This window comes from Lactobacillus sp. WILCCON 0149 (assembly GCF_057197965.1).
In genome coordinates, this window is the sequence record NZ_JBUBHO010000001.1 from 2,316,133 (window position 1) to 2,334,966 (window position 18,834).

Annotated in this window: 17 protein-coding genes; 5 read left to right on the forward strand and 12 right to left on the reverse strand. The window is 53.2% G+C overall.

The window, feature by feature from the left end; genetic code table 11:
- Positions 1-5: 5 nt before the first annotated feature.
- From ACYVUV_RS10850 to dnaA, 10 genes are all read right to left on the reverse strand, one after another.
- Entirely contained in the window at positions 6-2,027 is a 2,022-nt protein-coding gene (locus ACYVUV_RS10850; RefSeq protein WP_484499352.1) for a DHH family phosphoesterase, read from the reverse strand.
- Positions 2,028-2,167: 140 nt separating this feature from the next.
- Positions 2,168-2,404: a 30S ribosomal protein S18 gene (gene rpsR, locus ACYVUV_RS10855; RefSeq protein ID WP_003612635.1), complete on the reverse strand. Its 237-nt coding sequence runs from the start codon at positions 2,402-2,404 to the stop codon at positions 2,168-2,170.
- Positions 2,405-2,430: 26 nt separating this feature from the next.
- A complete protein-coding gene (gene ssb / locus ACYVUV_RS10860) occupies positions 2,431-3,021 on the reverse strand; it encodes a single-stranded DNA-binding protein (RefSeq protein WP_439775018.1) in 591 nt (196 codons plus the stop codon).
- A 40-nt stretch (positions 3,022-3,061) separates the two neighbouring features.
- The gene (gene rpsF, locus ACYVUV_RS10865; RefSeq protein ID WP_412136694.1) at positions 3,062-3,355 is read right to left on the reverse strand and encodes a 30S ribosomal protein S6; all 294 of its coding nucleotides are present in this window, start codon (positions 3,353-3,355) and stop codon (positions 3,062-3,064) included.
- A gap of 212 nt (positions 3,356-3,567) precedes the next feature.
- A complete protein-coding gene (gyrA, locus tag ACYVUV_RS10870) occupies positions 3,568-6,045 on the reverse strand; it encodes a DNA gyrase subunit A (protein WP_484499353.1) in 2,478 nt (825 codons plus the stop codon).
- A 12-nt stretch (positions 6,046-6,057) separates the two neighbouring features.
- Positions 6,058-8,019 (reverse strand): DNA topoisomerase (ATP-hydrolyzing) subunit B, encoded by a 1,962-nt coding sequence (gyrB, locus tag ACYVUV_RS10875; RefSeq protein ID WP_484499354.1) that lies wholly within the window; start codon positions 8,017-8,019, stop codon positions 6,058-6,060.
- Positions 8,003-9,148, reverse strand: coding sequence for a DNA replication/repair protein RecF (gene recF, locus ACYVUV_RS10880; RefSeq protein WP_484499355.1), 1,146 nt, complete (start codon positions 9,146-9,148; stop codon positions 8,003-8,005). Before recF ends, gyrB begins: the two co-directional genes overlap by 17 nt.
- The gene (gene yaaA / locus ACYVUV_RS10885; protein ID WP_439775015.1) at positions 9,148-9,378 is read right to left on the reverse strand and encodes a S4 domain-containing protein YaaA; all 231 of its coding nucleotides are present in this window, start codon (positions 9,376-9,378) and stop codon (positions 9,148-9,150) included. Before yaaA ends, recF begins: the two co-directional genes overlap by 1 nt.
- Before the next feature lie 230 nt (positions 9,379-9,608).
- A complete protein-coding gene (gene dnaN, locus ACYVUV_RS10890) occupies positions 9,609-10,736 on the reverse strand; it encodes a DNA polymerase III subunit beta (protein WP_439775014.1) in 1,128 nt (375 codons plus the stop codon).
- Between the two features lie 177 nt (positions 10,737-10,913).
- Positions 10,914-12,278 (reverse strand): chromosomal replication initiator protein DnaA, encoded by a 1,365-nt coding sequence (dnaA, locus tag ACYVUV_RS10895; RefSeq protein WP_439775013.1) that lies wholly within the window; start codon positions 12,276-12,278, stop codon positions 10,914-10,916.
- Between the two features lie 476 nt (positions 12,279-12,754).
- On the opposite strand from dnaA, the gene rpmH reads away from it, so the two are divergent.
- The 5 genes from rpmH (at position 12,755) to mnmG (ending at position 17,594) form a co-directional block, all read left to right on the forward strand.
- Positions 12,755-12,895, forward strand: a complete 141-nt coding sequence (gene rpmH / locus ACYVUV_RS10900; RefSeq protein WP_008459582.1) for a 50S ribosomal protein L34 — start codon at positions 12,755-12,757, stop codon at positions 12,893-12,895.
- A 48-nt stretch (positions 12,896-12,943) separates the two neighbouring features.
- Positions 12,944-13,309, forward strand: a complete 366-nt coding sequence (rnpA, locus tag ACYVUV_RS10905) for a ribonuclease P protein component (protein ID WP_439775012.1) — start codon at positions 12,944-12,946, stop codon at positions 13,307-13,309.
- Positions 13,309-14,178 (forward strand): membrane protein insertase YidC, encoded by an 870-nt coding sequence (locus tag ACYVUV_RS10910; RefSeq protein WP_439775011.1) that lies wholly within the window; start codon positions 13,309-13,311, stop codon positions 14,176-14,178. The genes rnpA and ACYVUV_RS10910 overlap by 1 nt, the downstream gene beginning before the upstream one ends.
- Before the next feature lie 108 nt (positions 14,179-14,286).
- Positions 14,287-15,672 (forward strand): tRNA uridine-5-carboxymethylaminomethyl(34) synthesis GTPase MnmE, encoded by a 1,386-nt coding sequence (gene mnmE / locus ACYVUV_RS10915; protein WP_439775010.1) that lies wholly within the window; start codon positions 14,287-14,289, stop codon positions 15,670-15,672.
- Between the two features lie 26 nt (positions 15,673-15,698).
- Complete coding sequence (gene mnmG, locus ACYVUV_RS10920) at positions 15,699-17,594, forward strand: tRNA uridine-5-carboxymethylaminomethyl(34) synthesis enzyme MnmG (protein WP_439775009.1); 1,896 nt, start codon at positions 15,699-15,701, stop codon at positions 17,592-17,594.
- A 90-nt stretch (positions 17,595-17,684) separates the two neighbouring features.
- Here the strand turns inward: mnmG and ACYVUV_RS10925 are convergent, their stop codons facing one another.
- Both ACYVUV_RS10925 and ACYVUV_RS10930 read right to left on the reverse strand, forming a co-directional pair.
- Positions 17,685-17,930: a hypothetical protein gene (locus ACYVUV_RS10925; RefSeq protein ID WP_373868171.1), complete on the reverse strand. Its 246-nt coding sequence runs from the start codon at positions 17,928-17,930 to the stop codon at positions 17,685-17,687.
- Positions 17,917-18,171 carry a hypothetical protein gene (locus ACYVUV_RS10930; RefSeq protein WP_439775008.1) on the reverse strand — a complete coding sequence of 85 codons (255 nt, stop codon included), beginning with the start codon at positions 18,169-18,171 and terminating at the stop codon, positions 17,917-17,919. The genes ACYVUV_RS10925 and ACYVUV_RS10930 overlap by 14 nt, the downstream gene beginning before the upstream one ends.
- Between the last annotated feature and the right edge of the window lie 663 nt (positions 18,172-18,834).

An 18,834-nucleotide genomic window follows, 5' to 3' on the forward strand; every position in this document is an offset into this window, starting at 1 on the left:
CTTCTTTAACTGTTTTCTTCCAGATATTCGTCAATGGCCGCTAGCAAGCGCTGACAGGCCTCTTCCACCGTCACGTCCTTGATCTGGGTCGCAGCGTTGGACAAGTGGCCGCCCCCGCCCAGCTTCTCCATGATCACCTGGACGTTGATGTGGCCCATCGACCGGGCTGAAATCCCGACCTTGTCGCTGCTTCTTCTAGTGATGGCAAAAGATGCCGACACCCCTTCCAAATCCAGGGCCGTATCGGCTGCCTGGGCCGTCAGGATCGGGTCAATCACCTTGTCCTCCGGCCCCTGCATGACCGCCATCTTCGGCCGCAGCATCTGCAGGCTGGCCACCAGGTGGCTCTTGACCAGGAAGCTGGAAATGTCTTCCTTCAACAGCTCGCTGACCACCGAGGAGTCCGCCCCGATCGACCGCAGGTAGCTGGCCGCGTCAAAGGTTCTGGTCCCCGTTCTGAGGGAGAATTCCTTGGAGTCGACCGTGATCCCGGCCAGCATGGCCGTGGCTTCCAGGTTGGTCAAGACCCGGTTGTCCTCAGCCGGCTGCTGGTATTCGACCATTTCCGTCACCAGTTCGCTGGCTGAGGAAGCATATGGCTCCACGTAGGTCAGCATCGGGTTCTCCGGGAATTCTTCCCCCCGCCGGTGGTGGTCGATCACCACGATCCGGTTCTTCAAGCGGTCATAGAGCTTCTGGTCATAAGTAATGGAGTACTTGGAGTGGTCCACCATGACCAAAAGGGAGTTGTCCGTCACGACCGCGTTGGCCTCATCCGGGCTGACAAACAGGTCCAGCTGGGGGTCAGCCGCCTGCATCTTCTTGACCAGGCGGTCAACGTCATAGTTGCAGTGAGCAGTGTCCAGCAAAAAGTGGGCCTTGACCCCGTGCAGACGGGCGATCTTGACGACCCCGATCCCGCTGCCGACAGAGTCCATATCAGGCCGCTGGTGCCCTTGGACGAAGACCTGGTCAACATCCTTGAAGAGCTCGCCCAAGGCCTGGGAAACCATTCTGGCCCGGACCCGGGTGCGCTTTTCCATTGGGTTGGACTTGCCCCCGTAGAAGCGGGCCACCTGGCCCAGTTCCCTAAGAACCACCTGGTCCCCGCCCCGGCCTAAGGCCAGGTCCAAGTTGGCCTGGGCCTGGTTGGCGATCTTTCTCAGCGACTCGCCCCCGTAGGCAATCCCGACCGACAAGGTCAAAGGAGTGTTGTTCCGGCTGGTTTCCAGGCGGATCTTGTCTAAAACTGAAAACTTGTCTTCTTCCATGGCTTCCAGGTCCTGCAAGTGGGCCAGAAGCAAAAAGTGGTCCTCATCGATCCGCTTCAGGTAGGCCTTGAACTTCTTGGCATAGTCGTTCAAGGTCGTCTGCAGGTAGGTGCTGGTTCTGGCCAGTTCCTGGTCGTGCATCCGCTCGCTGAGCTCGTCGTAGTTGTCGACAAAAATCTGCCCGATAGCCAGGCGCTCAGCCCGGTACTTGTCAGCCAAATCAGCATAGCGGGTAATGTCGAGCAGGTAGATGACCCCGATGCTGTCTTGGACGACCATTTCAAATTGGTGGTCCCCCCACTTGACCACCTTGCTTTCAGAAGTCTGGGCCTCAAGGGCTTCTTCAACCAGCTTGCCCAGCTTCCGGTCGACTGCCGTAATCGTCTTGCCGATGGCGTCCTTGTCGCCCAGATAGAGCTGCAGGTAGGGGTTGACCCATTGGATGTGCCGGGATTCGTCGTAAAGGAGGATCCCCAGCGGCATCTTGATCATGGCCTCCTGCTCCCCCCGCTTGATCCGGTAGGAGAGGTTGGCCGCGTAATTGTTGGTATTTTTCGCGAGAATGTAAACGCCGAAAACGACCCAAAAGACATCCACGATCAAGACCAGCAACAGCGCCACCCCGAAGATCCGGTTGATGAAGAAAGCCACAACCGTGCTCAGCACCGTCAAGAAGGCGACGCTTGAGAAGGCAATGATCAATCTGGAATCCCGGACGAATTCTGGCAATTCAAGTTTGCGTAAAAAGTTTTTCATAAAATTCTTCCACATCTTTAAAGCAGACTAAACTATCTCCATTATAACCTATTGCCGGCCGCCACAAAACAGAAAAGAAAAAGAGACCGGGAGGAGTCCAGCTCCTTTCGGTCTCTTTATTTGCTTATTGATCCTGCTGCTTAGTCTTCAGCTACGAATGGCAGAAGGCCCATAATCCGGGCTCTCTTGATAGCGTTAGCAACCTTGCGTTGGTTCTTAGCGCTAGTACCAGTGACACGACGTGGCAAGATTTTACCTCTTTCTGAGATAAAACGTTTCAACAGATCAACATCCTTGTAGTCTACGTAGTCGATGTGGTTGGCTGCGATGAAGTCAACCTTGCGGCGACGACGACCACCTCTTCTTTGTTGAGGCATGTCTTCAGATCCTTTCTTGTGTAATTTTAAAATGGAAGATCGTCATTTGAGACGTTGATTGCACCGTCAGAGCTGTCGAACGGGTTGGCGTTCGTATCTCCGCCGGCAAAGCCGTCTTTCTTGTTATCTTCATTGAATCCGGCATTAGCAGCCCCGTTTGACTGGGCTGGGTTGCCGAAGGCGTTATTGCCAGCATAGCCGCTGCCGCCGCCAAATCCGGAATTGAAGCCGGAGTTTTGGCTTTGACCTTGGCCGTAGCCGCCAAACCCGCCGTTTTGCTGACGGCTTTCACGCTCGCGGCGTGATTCGAGCAGTGAGAAGTTGTCCACGAGGACTTCTGTCACGTAAACTCTTTGGCCGTCCTTGTTATCATAGTTTCTGGTCTGGATCCGGCCCTGGATGCCCACCAAACTGCCCTTGCTGGTGAAGTTGCAGAAATTCTCCGCAGCCTTGCGCCAAATCACGCAGCTGATGAAGTCCGCTTCTCTCTGGCCTGATGCATTGGTAAACTGCCGGTCAACGGCTAAAGTGAACGTAGCAACCGAGATGCCGCTCCCAGTAGTACGTAATTCAGGATCACGTGTTAAACGGCCAACAAGTACAACATTATTGATCATACTTATTTCCTTCCTATTCCTGTATTACGGAAAACTACAATTACTTGTCTAACTTGACAGTCATTGAACGCAGAACTGAGTCGTCGATCTTGCTCAAACGGGCAAATTCGTTGACAGCAGCAGCGTCATCAGCAGTGAAGGTCATGATGTAGTAACTACCTTCACGATACTTTTCGATTTCGTATGCGAAACGACGCTTGCCCCAGTCCTTAGCTTCAACCATTTCACCACCATTGTCAGCAATCACCTTAGTGTACTTGTCAATAATGGCCTTCTTTGCTTCATCGTCAACGTCTGGCTTGATGATGTAAGTAATTTCGTACTTGGTTGTCATAGACTATTGCACCTCCTTTTGGACTAAATGGTTCTTGCTAAAATCAAGAACAAGGAGTAATTGATCTAATTACTCGCAATGCCTAATTTTAGCACAAAATAAAAAAATTACCAAACATTTTTTACACGTGATCCGGGATTTTCTTCCCACTAACTATTACGCCAAAAATGCTGGTAATTTTTTATTTTATCTTACTTTTTTGTTTTTGCTTCTTAGGCTTCCGTTTCCGGCTCGCTTTCAGCTTCGTCTTCGTCTTCAGCCGGTACGACTGCCATGCTTGCCACGGCATTGCCGTCAGCTACCTTGATCAGGCGAACGCCCATAGTTGACCGGCCAGTCTGGGAGACATCGCTGGTCTTGAAGCGGATCATGATCCCGTCAGTGGTGATCAGCATGATGTCGCTTTGCCCGTCAACCACGGCCACGCCAGCCAGAGGACCGTTCTTTTCGCCGATCTTGGCGGTCTGGATCCCCTTGCCGCCCCGGCCCTTGACCGGGTATTCGCTGGCCGCGGTCCGCTTGCCGTAGCCCTTTTCAGAGATGGTCAGAACTTCATCTTCCGGCTTTAAGATCCCGGAACCAACCACGTAGTCGCCTTCGCGGAGGTTGATCCCCCGGACGCCGGCCGCGCTTCTGCCCATGGCCCGGACGTCGCCTTCATTGAAGGTCACGGCGTAGCCCTGGTGGGTGGCAATCAAGATGTTCTGCTGGCCGTCAGTAGTCAGAACGTTGGACAGTTCGTCGCCGTCCTTCAAGGTCAAGGCAATCAGACCGTTGGTCCGGATGTTTTCAAATTCCTTGATCTTGGTCCGCTTGACCGTCCCCAGCTTGGTGATGAAGAAGGCGTAGTCGTCGTCATGCCCTTGCGGCACGCTGACCACGGTCTGGATGTGCTCGCCCTTCTCCAGCTGCAGGAGGTTGACGATTGGCAGGCCCTTGGCGCTTCTGCCATATTCCGGGATTTCGTAGGCCTTCTTCATGTAGACCTTGCCCTTGTTGGTGTAGAAGAAGAGGTAGTCGTGGGTGCTTGAGTAGAGCAGGTGCTCGATGAAGTCGCCCTTTTGGACGCCCATCCCCTTGATCCCCTTGCCGCCGCGGTTCTGGGTCTTGAAGTCGTCGATCAGCATCCGCTTGACATAGCCCTGGTGGGTCAAGGTCAAAAGGACGTCTTGTTCTTCGATCAAGTCTTCGTCTTCGATCGTGACCACTTCGCTGGCCGTGATCTGGGTCCGGCGCTTGTCGCCAAAGCGCTTCTGGATATCCAGCAGCTCGTCGTAGATGATCTGGTCGATTCTTTCCGGCTTGGCCAGAATGTCCTTGTAGTCAGCAATCTTGACCAAAAGCTCCTGGTATTCGCCTTCGACCTTGTCTCTTTCCAAACCAGTCAGGCGGACCAGACGCATGTCCAGGATAGCCTGGGCTTGGCGGTCGTCCAGGTCAAAGCGGCTGATCAAGCCCGCCTTGGCGATGTCGCTTGATTCAGAGTTCCGGATCAGGCTGACGATTTCGTCGATATGATCCAGCGCTACCCGCAAACCTTCCAGGATGTGGGCTCTGGCTTCAGCCTTTTCCAAGTCGAACTTGGTCCGGCGGGTGATGACGTCTTCCTGGTGGGCCAGGTAGTACTGCAGCATCTGCTTCAGGGTCAGGAACTTCGGTGCCCCGTCCACGATCGCCACCATGTTCATGGCGAAGTTGGACTGCATCTGGGTTTCCTTGAAGAGGTTGTTCAAAACCACGCTGGCGCTGGCATCCCGGCGCACGTCAATCGTGATCCGCATCCCGCTCTGGTCGGATTCATCCCGGACCCCGGTAATGCCGTCGATCACCTTGTCGCGGGCCAGTTCAGCAATCTTCTGAACCAATTCAGCCTTGTTGACCAGGTAAGGAATCTCGCTGACGATGATTCTTTCCCGCCCGCTCTTTTCCGTTTCGATTTCGGTCTTGGCCCGGACGACGATATTGCCCTTGCCAGTTTCATAAGCGTGCAGGACCCCGCCCCGGCCCATCAAGATCCCACCGGTTGGGAAGTCCGGCCCTGGGATGGCCTTCATCAGTTCCTTGGTCGTCACGTCCGGGTTCTTCATCAGCATGTGAATGCCGGAAATGACTTCAGACAGGTTGTGCGGCGGAATGTTGGTGGTCATCCCAACCGCGATACCGCTGGAACCGTTGACCAGAAGGTTAGGAATTCTGGCTGGCAGGACGGTCGGTTCGTTTTCCGTGTCGTCGTAGTTTCTCTGCCAGTCAACCGTGTTCTTGTTGATGTCGCGGAGCATTTCCACGGCAATCTTGCTCATTCTGGCTTCGGTGTAACGCATGGCGGCCGGCCGGTCACCGTCGACGGAACCGAAGTTGCCGTGCCCGTCTACCAGCATGTAGCGGTAGGCGAAGTCCTGGGCCATGTGAGCCATGGCCAGGTAAATGGAGGAGTCGCCGTGCGGGTGGTACTTACCCATGACGTCCCCGACGATTCTGGCACTCTTCTTGTAAGGCTTGTCTGGAGTCACGCCCAGCTCATTCATCCCGTACAGGATCCGTCGCTGGACCGGCTTCAAGCCGTCGCGGACGTCCGGCAGGGCACGCGCCACGATGACGGACATGGCGTAGTCCAAAAAGGAGCTCCGCATCGTTTGCGTCAGATCGACATTTCTGATCCGCCGGTCTTGTCCTTGATTTTCGTTATCCATTCCTACCTCCCATTAAGCATCCAAGTTTTCAACATATTGGGCATTGTCTTCGATGAACTTCCGCCGCGGGCCAACTTCGTTGCCCATCAGCATTTCAAAGACTTCATCCGCGTCCTTGGCGTATTCCGGATCTACCCGGTCCAGGCGGCGGTTTTCTGGGTCCATGGTCGTCTCCCACAATTGTTCAGCGTCCATTTCCCCCAGCCCCTTGTAGCGCTGCACGATTGGCTTCGGGCTTGGCTGCAATGACCCAAGGTAGTCGTGGAGTTCTTCGTCAGTGTCCAGGTACTTGATCAGCTTGCCCTGGCGCACTTGGTACAGAGGCGGACGGGCGATGTAAACGTAGCCCTTGTCGATCATCGGCCGCATGTAGCGGTAGAAGAGGGTCAAGAGCAGAGTCCGGATGTGGGCCCCGTCGACATCGGCGTCAGTCATGATGATCAGCTTGTGGTAGCGGGCCTTGGAGACGTCAAAGTCTGCCCCAAAGCCAGTCCCCAGGGCCGTAAACAAGGTCCGGATTTCCTGGTTGGCCAGGATCCGGTCCATTGAGGCCTTTTCCACGTTCAAGATCTTCCCCCGGATTGGCAGAATGGCCTGGGTCAGCCGGCTCCGCCCTTGCTTGGCGCTGCCACCGGCGGAGTCACCTTCGACGATGAAGAGTTCGGAGATGTTCGGGTCATTTGAAGTGTTGTCGGCCAATTTGCCTGGCAGGTTGGCGATTTCCAGGCCGGACTTCTTCCGGGTAACTTCCCGGGCGCGCTTAGCGGCAACTCTGGCTCTTTCGGCCAATTGCCCCTTTTCCACGATCTTGCGGGCTACCTGCGGGTTTTCCATCAAGAAAGTGGAGAAGGTTTCAGAGAAGGCCCGGTCAACGGCGGTTCTGGCGTCGGAGTTGCCCAGCTTGGTCTTGGTCTGCCCTTCAAACTGCGGGTTCGGGTGCTTGACGGAGATTACGACCGTCATCCCTTCCCGGATGTCTTCCCCAGACAGGTTGTCGTCATTTTCCTTCAAGATCTTGGCCTTGTGGGCGTAGTCGTTGACCACCCGGGTCAAGGCTGTCTTGAAGCCCGCCTCGTGCATCCCGCCTTCATAGGTGTGGATGTTGTTGGCAAAAGTCATCAAAGTCGTCTTGTAGCCGGTCGTGTACTGCAGGGAGACTTCAACATCAATGCCCTCGTACTTGCCTTCCACGTAGATTGGCTCGTCAAAAAGCACCTCCTGGCCCCGGTTGAGGAAGGAGACGTATTCCTTGATCCCGCCTTCGAAGTGGTAGACGTCGGTTTCCGCCGTATCCTTGCGCTTGTCAGTGAAGGTCAGCTTCAGCCCCTTGTTCAAGAAGGCCAGTTCCCGGATCCGGTTCTTCAAGATCTTGTCGTCAAAAACCGTGGTTTCCGTGAAGATGTTCGGGTCCGGCCAGAAGTGGACGATGGTCCCGTGTTCAGTCAAAGGCACGGTCCCGACTTCCTTCAGCTCTTCAACGACCCGGCCGTGGTCAAAGGCAATGTGGTACTTCTTGCCGTCCCGCATAACCGTCACGTTCAGCTTGGTGGACAGGGCGTTGACAACAGAAGCCCCGACCCCGTGCAGACCACCGGAAACCTTGTATCCGCCACCGCCGAACTTACCACCGGCGTGCAGAACCGTATAAACGGTTTCAACGGCTGGCCGGCCGGTCTTCTTTTCGATGTCGACCGGGATCCCCCGCCCGTCGTCTTGAACAGTCACGCTGTTGTCTTCGTTGACGGTGACTTCGATCTTGGTCGCAAAGCCCGCCAGGGCTTCGTCGATCCCGTTGTCGATGATTTCCCAGACCAGGTGGTGCAAGCCTTGGGAGCTGGTTGAGCCAATGTACATCCCCGGACGCTTGCGTACGGCTTCCAGGCCGCCAAGGACTTGAATCTGGCTGGCATTGTACTTGTCAGCTTCTTTTTCAAACTGCTTGGCCTTCTTCAATTTGTTATCTTCGTCTGCCATTTAATCCTTCCTCTTTTTCTATAATTTGGCCGGAATGGATGTAAAAAATTCGCGGCTGTTTGACTATTTCCTGGGAAATACCATCCAGATCGGTTGTCGTAATAAAAGTCTGGGTTTGACCATGGATGAAATTGAGCAGGGCTGCCTGGCGGTTCTGGTCCAGTTCGCTCATCACGTCGTCCAAAAGCAGGATCGGCTCTTCTCCCGTCAGCTGCTTGATCAGCTGGATTTCCGCCAGTTTCAGGCTGAGGGCAATGGTCCGCTGCTGGCCCTGAGAGGCAAACAGGTGGGCATTCTTGCCGTCCAGCTGGAATTCCAGGTCGTCGCGGTGGGGACCCAGCTGGGTCGTGGCCCGTCTGAGCTCATCGTCAGCAATCTCCGCAAAGCGGTCCAGCAGCTTCTGCTTGATCTGGGCCGGCTGGTCTTCATCCGTAATCTCCTTGGCTGAAGGCCGGTAAAGGACCCGCAGCTCTTCTCTTTGCCCGCTGATGGCCCGGTAGGCCTCGGCCGCGTAGCGGTTGAGGTCAGCCAAATAGCGGTAGCGCCGCCAGATCAATTCACTGGCCGCGGTGGCCACCTGCTCAGTCAAAACCCCGAGCAGAACCTGGTCACTGGCCTGCCGGCGAGCCAGCTGCTTGAGATAGTTGTTTCTCTGCTGGAGCAGCTGCCGGTACTGGCTGGCGAAATAGAGATATTCCGGGTTGATCTGGCCGAATTCCAGGTCCATGAAGCGCCGGCGCAAAGAAGGGGCCCCCTTCACCAGTTCCAGGTCTTCCGGAGAAAAGAGGATGGCGTTAAGGTGGCCCACATACTTGGACAGCCGGGCCTGCTCGACCCGGTTGACCCAGGCGCTCTTGCCCTTCTTGCTGATGACGATGCGCAGGTCAAGGTCCAGCTGGCGCTTGTGGACCCGGCCAGCCAGGCTGGCAAAGTCCTGGCCGAATGCAATCATCTCCCGGTCATTGCTGGTCCGGTGGGACCGGCTGAGGGCCAGAAAGTAGATTGCTTCCAGCAGGTTGGTCTTGCCCTGGGCATTTTCACCCAAAAAAACGTTCACGTGCGGGTCAAATTCCAGGTCAAGGGGAGCCAGGTTGCGGAAACCGCTCTGCTTAAACCGGCCCAGGTACATTAAAGCCCCTGAACCAGCTCGTATTCCTTGCCGGCAATGGTCAAGCGGTCACCAGGATAGAGCTTCCTGCCCCGGCGGTCGTCTTCTTCCCCGTTGACTTGGGCTGGATTGTCCTTGAGGTACCACTTGGCCTGCCCGCCCGAGGAAACGATACACTCATCTTTCAAAAATTGACCGAGGGTGATGAATTCACCATTAATCGCAAAAGTTTCGATAGTCTTCACCTTCAACAATGTAAAACTAAAACTAGTATTCCACTTATAAATTATAGTCTTTTTTCCAAGGAAACTCAATCAAGAAGGCCATTTTTAGGGCCTCTGAGCGCTCATTTGCCTATTTAGTATCGTGGTACATAAAGCAAGTATTCTGGGCTAAAAGCCGTAAAAAACGCTTGTATGAAAAAATGGTCGAAAAAAAGCCACTCCGGAGAGTGGCTTTTGTAAATTATTGGCAGTCTGTTTTAGAAAGTTCGGATTGGAGTGATCAGCTGGACGAATTCGATTGACTGGTCATTTGGCACGACCGTGAATGGCCGCAGGCTTTCCGTGAAGTTGATGATGACCGAGTCAGTTACTGAGGCCCGCAGGGCAGCGGCCATGTAGTCCGGGTTGAAGGAAATGGTCAAGTCCCGGCCAGTTAGGCTGCTGAAGCCGACTTCTTCTTCAATCTTCCCTACTTCTGGTGAATTACCGGAAACCAGGACGGTTTGGTCGGCCACGTTCAGCGTCATTTGGACAGCGTTGGTCCGGTTGGCGTGCGTCAAGAGGCTGGCCCGGCTCAAAGTCTGCATCAAGTCAGAAACTCTGAACTGGACGCTGGTCGTTGATTCAGTTGGCAAAAGTCGGTCAACGTCCGGGTAGGCTCCTTCCAAAAGGCGGGTGTAGAAGGACAGGTTTTCAAATTCAAAGCGGATCTGGCTGTCGCCCAGGTAAACCTTGATGTCCTGGTCAGCGTCGCCGATGATCTGAGCCAGTTCCTGCAGGTTCTTGCCCGGGATGATCAGGGACAGGTCTTCGCTTGGGCCGGCTTCAACGTCGACGATTCTTTGGGACAGGCGGTGGGAGTCAGTAGCCACGGCCTTGATCTGCCCGTTCTTGAAGCTGAAGTTGACCCCGGTCAGAGTTGGCCGGCTTTCTTCGGTAGATACGGCGAAAACAGTCTGGGTGATCAATTCCCGCAGGGTCTTGGACGGCAGACTGAAGGAAGTTCCGGCAATTTCCGGCAGGCGCGGGTAGGCGCTGGCATCCAGGCCGTTGATGGTGTAGTCAGCCTTGTCAGAGGTGATCTGGATCTGGTTGCCTTCCTTGACTTCGAAAGTAAATTCCCTGCCCGGCAACTTGCGGACAATTTCGCTGAACAGGTGGGCGGTCACGACAATAGAGCCGGTTGATTCAACCCGCAGGTCATCAGAAACCGGCTGGTTCAATTCAATGGAAATATCGGCATTGCTGCCTGTCATGATCAATTCAGTTTCGGTCAAGTCCAGCTTGATCCCACTCAAAATTGGAATCTGGGCTCTTGAGGAAACTGCCTTTAAAACGGAATTCAAGTCATTGATAAAAAGATTGCGCTGTACAGTAAATTTCATCTGATCCTCCTTGGTTAGTTTGCTGCTCTCTTTATTTAATTATTTATTATATAGATAGTTGTAGTAGTAGGTCCTGTGAATTCTGTTGATAACTAACCGGAAGCCCGGTAATTCGGACTTTTGCCAGTTGAAAAGTTGTGGATAAATCAAGGACTTGTCCACAAGTTATCAACGGACCTATCTTTCCAGCATCTGCCGCAGGTCGGAAACAGCGGACTTGATTTCAGTGTCCGTTTTGATCTGCCGGGCGATTTTGTCGCAGGCATGCATCACGGTCGTGTGGTCCTTACCCCCGAATTCCTGGCCGATTTTCGGCAGGCTGGCGTCGGTGAGCTCGCGGGACAGGTACATGGCAATCTGGCGTGGGATGACGATCTGCCTTACCCGCTTCTTTCCTTTAAGGTCCGGCACTGAGGTCTGGAAGTAGTTGGCCACGACTTCCTGGATCTTGGAAATCTGCAGTCCCCTGCTCTTCTGGACCAGCTTGAGGTCAGCTAAAGCCGACCGGGCTAAGCCAATGTTGATGTCCTGCTTTTGAATGGTGGCCTGGGCCTGGACTTTGACCAGGGCCCCTTCCAGCTCCCGGATATTAGTATCGACCTGACTGGCCACGTAGTCCAGGGTGCTTTCATCGATCTCCAGGCCTTCGGATTCAGCCTTCTTGCGCAGGATGGCGATCCGGGTTTCCAGGTCTGGCGGGGTGATTTCAACCTGCAGTCCCCAGGCAAAACGCGAGACCAGCCGCTCGGACAGGTCGGGAATTTCCGTTGGCAGCCGGTCACTGGTCATGACGATCTGCTTTTGATCATTATAGAGAGTCTCAAAAGTATGGAAGAATTCTTCCTGAATCCCTTCCTTCTTGGCGAAGAACTGGATGTCGTCGACCAAGAGCAGGTCAGCAGTCCGGTATTTCTCCCGGAACTTGTCCTGGGTCTTGTTCTTGATGGAATTGATGAAGTCGTTGACAAAAGTCTCACTTTGAATGTAGACAACCTTGGCATCTGGTCTTTCCGCCAGCATCTGGTGGCCGATCGCCTGCATCAAGTGGGTTTTACCAAGGCCCACGCCCCCGAAGATGAACAAGGGGTTGTAGAAGGTCCCCGGGTTGTCGGCAACCGCCAAAGCGGCCCCGGCAGCCAGTTTGTTGCCCTCGCCTTGAATGAAGTTTTCGAAGGTGTACTTCTCGTTTAAGCGCAGGTCCTTGGTGAATTCCCGGCCCTGCGGCCGGGCTTTCTCGGGCTTGGCCTGCGGCTGGGGCTCCAGCATTCTTTCGCTGCTGGCTGCCGGGCCGTTCTTAACGACGAAAACCGGGTAGATGTCGATTCCCGCGTAGGCATAAGCCGACTGGATCAGGTTAGCGGAGATGTTTTGCTCCCAATACCCCTTTGCCACGGGGGTTTGGACGGAGATTACCAATTCATGGGTGTCCTTGTTGAAGGAGACGGGCTTGGTGTTTTTGAACCAGGCATTATAGGATACTTCGTTAAATTCGGACCGCATTTCAGCGTTGAAGCTATCCCAGAATTTTTCTAAATCGAACAAAAAACATTCCCTCCAAAAAATTTTTTAGCAAAATTATTTTAGCATTTACTGACCAGGTTTTCCACAGGTGGAAGAAAGAAATCCAGAATCCACAGGCTGTGGACAAGAAATAAAAAGATGACTGTGAACTCTGCTGATAATTTTATCAAAATCGGCCAAAAGTGGATAAGTCCTGTGGACAACTTTTCTTAGAGTGGCAAAAGGAGAGCCCACTTTTGACCAGACATATCCACAGGGTGTTGAAAAAGTTTTTGACAGGGTGTGGACTGTGGATAAGTCTGCAAAAAAGCCTGTTGATTGCCGGGAAAAAAATTTTTTCGCGGTCTGCTTTCTGTCCACAGGCGGGGGATTAGCTTCAGGCAGTCTAAGGAAAAAATCGGGCAAGTTTGCAAGAAAAAGCTTGGTTTTTTTTGATTTCCGTGCTATTCTAGATAAGAAATTGTGCACGTAGCACTAAAAAATGGAGGTGCAAATATATGTCAACTAAGAGAACTTACCAACCTAAGAAGCGTCACCGTTCACGCGTTCACGGCTTCATGAAGCGTATGGCTACAAGCAACGGCCGTAAGGTATTGGCTAGACGCCGTGCAAAGGGTAGAAAAGTATTATCTGCTTAAGCCACTGAATCCCAGTGGTTTTTTTAATTTGCAAGAGTGTAAAGAGCTTTGAGAAAGTCATATCGAGTTAAATCTGAACAGGATTTTCAGACCGTCTTTGAAAATGGCGAATCAGTTGCCAACCGGGCTTTTGTGATCTATGTCCTGCCTAGAAAGCAGAATAAGCATTTTCGCGTCGGCATCTCTGTCGGCAAGAAGGTCGGTCACACGGCCGTCGTGCGCAACCGTCTTAAGCGCTACATCAGGGCGGTGCTGACCGAGAACCGGGATCGGATTAAGCCGGACCTGGACTTCTTGGTGATTGCCAGACCCTACGCTCGCGATTTTGATTGGGAAAAGACGCGGGAAAACCTGCTTCACGCGCTGAACCTGGCCCACGTCATTGAAGAAGAGCCAAATAAAGAGGAAAAATAGTGAAGGACATTTTATCGAAGAAGAGTACCAAGCGCCTTCTGGCCGCTCTGGCACTGGTGACGGTTTTTGCCCTTGTTCTGAGCGGCTGCGCTTCGCAGACCACCCAGAAGCCAACGCCGATCTCCCATAATTCCAGCAACTGGTGGGATGCCTGGGTAGTTTACTACCTCTCCCAGTTCGTGCTTTGGATTGCCAAAGTCTGCGGGGGCAGCTACGGCTGGGCCATCATCATCTTTACGGTTATCATCCGGGTGATCCTCCTGCCTTTGAACGCGGTGCAGATCAACAGCACCAGAAAGATGCAGGAGATCCAGCCGGAACTGAAGGCCCTGCAAGAGAAGTACTCCAGCAAGGACCTGGAGACCCGGAACAAGCTGAATGAAGAAACGCAGAAGCTTTACAAGGAAGCGGGCGTCAATCCTTACGCCGGCTGCCTGCCGATGGTCATCCAACTGCCGGTTATGTGGGCCCTGTACCAGGCCATCTGGCGGACGCCAGAGCTGCAGAACGGTAAATTCTTGTGGATGGACCTGGGCAAGCCAGACCCATACTACATCCTGCCGGTTTTGGCAGCGGTATTTACCTTCCTGTCCTCATATATCGCGACTCTGTCGGTGCCTAAGTCTTCCCAGACCACGATGACCAAGGTCATGAGCTATGCCATGGCGATCATGGTCGGGATCTGGGCCATCGTCTTCCAGTCCGCGATCTCCCTTTACTGGGTGATCTCCAACCTCTTCCAGGTTGGCCAGACCCTGGTCCTGCAGAACCCATTCAAGTACCGCAGGGAACAGGAAGCCAAGGAAGAAGCTGAACGCGAGCGCCAGCGCAAGATGCGGCGGGCTTACAAGCGGATCAAGCGGAAATAATTGAATATTCATCTAAAGTTTTTTAGATAAAGTAGTGAAAGTGCTTTATCCATCATTTTTCATGGTGGAAATTGCGCTTTTTTTATTGGAAAAAAACGAGGTAACGAGATGGTTCAACGTTTAACTGAATTTGATACGATCGCGGCGATCTCAACGCCGCTGGGAGAAGGCGGGATCTCCATCGTCCGCGTCTCCGGGGAAGATGCGGTCGCCATTGTCAACCGCTTGTTTAAGGGCAAGGACTTGGAAAAAGTTCCCAGCCACACGATCAACTACGGCCACATCGTGGATCCGGCGACTGGGCAGGTGATTGACGAGGTCATGGCCTCCGTCATGCTGGCGCCGAAGACTTTTACCAAGGAAGACATCGTGGAAATCAACTGCCACGGGGGGATCGTGGTCACTAACGACATCCTGCAGCTGCTCTTGGCCAATGGGGCCAGAATGGCTGACCCGGGCGAATTTACCAAGCGGGCCTTCGTCAATGGCCGGATCGACCTGACCCAGGCTGAAAGCGTGATGGACATCATCCGGGCCAAGACTGACAAGGCCCGGCAGGTGGCGGTCAAGCAGCTCTCCGGCGGCCTCTTGACGGAAATCCGGGCCCTGCGCCAGGAAATCCTGGACGTTTTGGCCAATGTCGAGGTCAATATCGACTACCCGGAATACGATGAAGAAGAAGTGACGGCGCAAAAGATGCTGGCTTGCGCGGAAGATGTTAGCGGCAAGATTGATCGCCTCTTGGAAACGGCCCAGGAGGGGCAGATTCTCAGAAACGGCTTGAAGACGGCGATTGTCGGCCGGCCTAACGTGGGCAAGTCCTCTCTTTTGAACTACTTGACCCAAAGCGACAAGGCGATCGTGACGGATGTGGCCGGAACCACCCGGGACACCCTGGAAGAGTTCGTGTCCGTCAAGGGGGTGCCGCTGGAGTTGATCGACACGGCCGGGATTCACCATACCGAGGACCAGGTGGAAAAAATCGGGGTTGAGCGGTCGAAGAAGGCCATTGCCCAGGCGGACCTGATCCTGCTTTTGCTGGACGGCAGCCAGGAATTAACGGAAGAAGACCGGCAGCTTTTGGATCTGACAAATGGCAAAAAGCGGATCATCGTGCTGAATAAAACGGACCTGGGTCAGAAGCTGGCCGCGTCTGAGATCGCTGAAGAAAGCGGCAGTGAAGTGATCAGCACCTCGATCATGATGAAGGAAAACCTGGACGAATTGGAAGCCTTGATCAAGAAGCTGTTCTTCAAGGGGATCGAAAACTCCAACGACCAGGTTCTGGTGACCAACCAGCGGCAGGCGGGCCTTTTGGCCAAGGCCAAGCAGCAATTGGCCGACGTGGCCAGCGGGATTGAAGACGGGATGCCGGTCGACCTGGTCCAGATCGACTTTACCGGAGCCTGGGAAAGCCTGGGCGAAATCACCGGAGATAGCGCGCCAGATGAATTGATCAATGACCTCTTCAGTCAGTTCTGCTTAGGGAAATAGCGAGGAAGGCAAGGAAGACGAAAAAGATGAAGACTTATGTTTCAAACGAATATGACGTAATCGTGGTCGGCGCCGGCCACGCGGGCTGCGAAGCAGCCCTGGCCAGTGCCCGGATGGGGGAGAAGACCCTGCTTTTGACCATCGGCCTGGACATGGTGGCCTTTATGCCCTGCAACCCGTCAGTCGGCGGCCCGGCCAAGGGGACCGTGGTCAGAGAAATCGACGCTTTAGGCGGGGAGATGGGCAAAAACATCGACAAGACCTACATCCAGATGCGGATGCTGAACACGGGCAAGGGGCCGGCTGTCCGGGCATTAAGAGCCCAAGCTGACAAGTGGGACTACCACGAAGAGATGAAGCGGACCATCGAAAACACCCCTAATTTGACCCTGCGCCAGGCGGTCGTTGACGACTTGATCGTTGAAGACGGGGAATGCCGGGGCGTGGTGACCAACACCGGGGCCCGCTACCGGGCCAAGAGCGTGGTCTTGACGACAGGGACCGCGGCCAGAGGGCGGATTTTTATCGGGGAACTGAACTACTCATCCGGCCCCAACAACACGATTCCAGCCATCAAGCTGTCAGAAAGCCTGGAGAGACTGGGCTTCAAGCTGCGCCGCTTTAAGACCGGGACGCCGCCGCGGGTCAACAAGCACACCATCGACTACTCCAAGACCGAAGAAGAGCCGGGTGACAAGGAACCCCGCCACTTCTCCTTTACCAGCAAGGATGAAGACTACCTGACTGACCAGACTTCCTGCTGGATGACCTACACCAACCCGAAGACCCATGAAATCATCAATGAAAACCTGGACCGGTCACCGATGTTCTCCGGTGACATCGTCGGGGTAGGGCCGCGCTACTGCCCGTCAATTGAAACCAAGGTCGTCCGTTTCGCTGACAAGGACCGGCACCAGATCTTCCTGGAACCGGAAGGGCGGAAGACGGAAGAAATCTATGTCGGGGACTTTTCAACCTCCATGCCGGAAGAAATCCAGCTGGAAATGCTGCACACGGTCGCCGGCCTGGAAAAGGTTGAAATGATGCGGCCGGGCTACGCCATTGAATACGACGTGGTCGACCCATGGCAGTTGACCCACACTTTAGAAACCAAGCGGATCAAGCACCTGTATACGGCCGGGCAGATGAACGGGACTTCCGGCTATGAAGAAGCCGCTGGCCAGGGCTTGATTGCCGGGATTAACGCGGCCTTGAGCGCGGAAGGCAAGCCAGCCTTTACCCTGGGGCGCGATGAAGCCTACATCGGGGTTTTGATCGATGACCTGGTAACCAAGGGGACGGAAGAACCTTACCGGCTCTTGACCAGCCGGGCTGAATACCGCCTGCTCCTCCGTCACGACAATGCCGACCTCCGCTTGACGGAAAAGGGGCATGACCTGGGCTTGATTGACGATGATCGCTATGCTGAATTTTTGGCCAAGAAGGAACTGATCCAGGAAGACCTGGACCGGCTGGGCGAGATCACCGTCCACCCGACCATTGCCGTCAACGAATACCTGGCTGGTTTAGGCGAAACTGGCTTAAACGGCGGGGTCAAGGCAGATGTCTTCCTCAGACGGCCAAAGGTGACGGTTGAAGACGTTGAGCGCCTGACCGGGCAGAAACTGGCCGGGGACCGCTATGTCAAGGAACAGGTGGAAATCGACATCAAGTATGCCGGCTACATCAAGAAGCAGGAGATTCAAGTGGCCCGCCTGCGCCGGCAGGAAGCCAAGAAGATCCCGAAGGACATCGACTATGACCAGATCGAGGGCCTGGCTACGGAAGCCCGGGAGAAGTTCGCCAAGATCCGGCCGGAAACCCTGGCCCAGGCGGAAAGAATCTCCGGGGTCAACCCGGCCGATTTGGCCATCTTGAGCGTCTACGTGCAAAACGGAAAATACGCCAAGGTTCAGAAGTAAGTTAAAAGGCGAACCCGGTGGGGTTCGCCTTTTTTTGCTGTGGGGGGATGCATATGGCTTTTTTGAGTGGATAAAAAATGAGAGTAATTCTCAATTGTTTTTGTTCTTTCTAGTGAGCTTAGTTCCGATAGCGATAAGCAAAACGACTACGGTGTAGCCACCGCCAAGCAGCAACTCTGCAAACCAGAATTGGCTGCTGGCACTAGCGAGGTGCTCACCAAAAATCATGGGACCGAAGCAGTAATAGGCATTGTAGAGGGTGATTAAGACTAGACCAAATATAATGATCAAGACTAATCCACCAAGCCAACTGACTAACTTTTTAATGAAATTCATCCCAACCACATTCGGCGCCCCAAAGAGCTACAGATCCCCAACCAATTCCAGGCATAGCAAGTTTTGCAAGACGCTTAACGGCAAAGCTTGCTACTTTCTTAGATGCATATTTAGTTATTGTGCGTACCATTATAGAAGAGGCCTTTTTCCAGGCGTGTGATTTTAAATACTTAACTGTTAAAGGTTTAAATATTACTTTTGCTAGATTTTTAAGTTCACCCATACCCATTTTATTTAGCATACATTTTCCTCTTTTTTCGAAAAACTGTACTGCTCAATTTTTTCACTCTTAGCTAAGGCTATTTCTGTAGTACTAGTTATACTTTCAGAAGTAGCAGTTGCAAGAACGAGAGCAATTAGACAAGAAATCAGGATATTTTTTAGTTTCATAGTTTTACCTCATAACACAACTTATTTATAATATGTATAATAATACGCGAGCAGGAACGTGTCAATATCATTATATAAATACTGGAATACAGGAGTGGGCAGTCAGGTTATAAACTAGTGTAGCGTCATACTGATATTTTTAAAATGTTGCTAAATTCTGGTATGATCTCTGTAGTATATCTATTAATTAGCTACGGAGGATTATCCTCCATGACGCCTACTTCTAAAAAATACATTGTTACTTAAACTTCCCACTTGCAAAAGTGGGAAGTTTAAGTTCTTTACAATAATTGTTAACTTCATTGTCGCTGCAGCCGTAATCATGACCATCGCTGCTAGAGCTGGTTACCGGCGGACAGCGCGGAACATCGGCATCGCCGGAGCAGTGATCATTATTATTGCTTTTTGCGGAATGAATTATTTTATCACGTTCATGTAGTCAAGCGGTCAAGTCCCTAGGGGCTTGACCGCTTTTTTACTTGAAATAATCGACTGCCTTTATACTTTTTTAAAA

What these genes read in the sequence shown, in the direction of transcription:
- gyrB (WP_484499354.1), bottom strand. Translation starts at nt 8,019, where the DNA reads ATGGCAGACGAAGATAACAAATTGAAGAAGGCCAAGCAGTTTGAAAAA.
- ACYVUV_RS10850 (WP_484499352.1), bottom strand. Translation starts at nt 2,027, where the DNA reads ATGAAAAACTTTTTACGCAAACTTGAATTGCCAGAATTCGTCCGGGAT.
- dnaN (WP_439775014.1), bottom strand. Translation starts at nt 10,736, where the DNA reads ATGAAATTTACTGTACAGCGCAATCTTTTTATCAATGACTTGAATTCC.
- gyrA (WP_484499353.1), bottom strand. Translation starts at nt 6,045, where the DNA reads ATGGATAACGAAAATCAAGGACAAGACCGGCGGATCAGAAATGTCGAT.
- rpsF (WP_412136694.1), bottom strand. Translation starts at nt 3,355, where the DNA reads ATGACAACCAAGTACGAAATTACTTACATCATCAAGCCAGACGTTGAC.
- mnmG (WP_439775009.1), top strand. Translation starts at nt 15,699, where the DNA reads ATGAAGACTTATGTTTCAAACGAATATGACGTAATCGTGGTCGGCGCC.
- rpmH (WP_008459582.1), top strand. Translation starts at nt 12,755, where the DNA reads ATGTCAACTAAGAGAACTTACCAACCTAAGAAGCGTCACCGTTCACGC.
- recF (WP_484499355.1), bottom strand. Translation starts at nt 9,148, where the DNA reads ATGTACCTGGGCCGGTTTAAGCAGAGCGGTTTCCGCAACCTGGCTCCC.
- ssb (WP_439775018.1), bottom strand. Translation starts at nt 3,021, where the DNA reads ATGATCAATAATGTTGTACTTGTTGGCCGTTTAACACGTGATCCTGAA.
- ACYVUV_RS10925 (WP_373868171.1), bottom strand. Translation starts at nt 17,930, where the DNA reads ATGAATTTCATTAAAAAGTTAGTCAGTTGGCTTGGTGGATTAGTCTTG.
- rpsR (WP_003612635.1), bottom strand. Translation starts at nt 2,404, where the DNA reads ATGCCTCAACAAAGAAGAGGTGGTCGTCGTCGCCGCAAGGTTGACTTC.
- mnmE (WP_439775010.1), top strand. Translation starts at nt 14,287, where the DNA reads ATGGTTCAACGTTTAACTGAATTTGATACGATCGCGGCGATCTCAACG.
- ACYVUV_RS10930 (WP_439775008.1), bottom strand. Translation starts at nt 18,171, where the DNA reads ATGCTAAATAAAATGGGTATGGGTGAACTTAAAAATCTAGCAAAAGTA.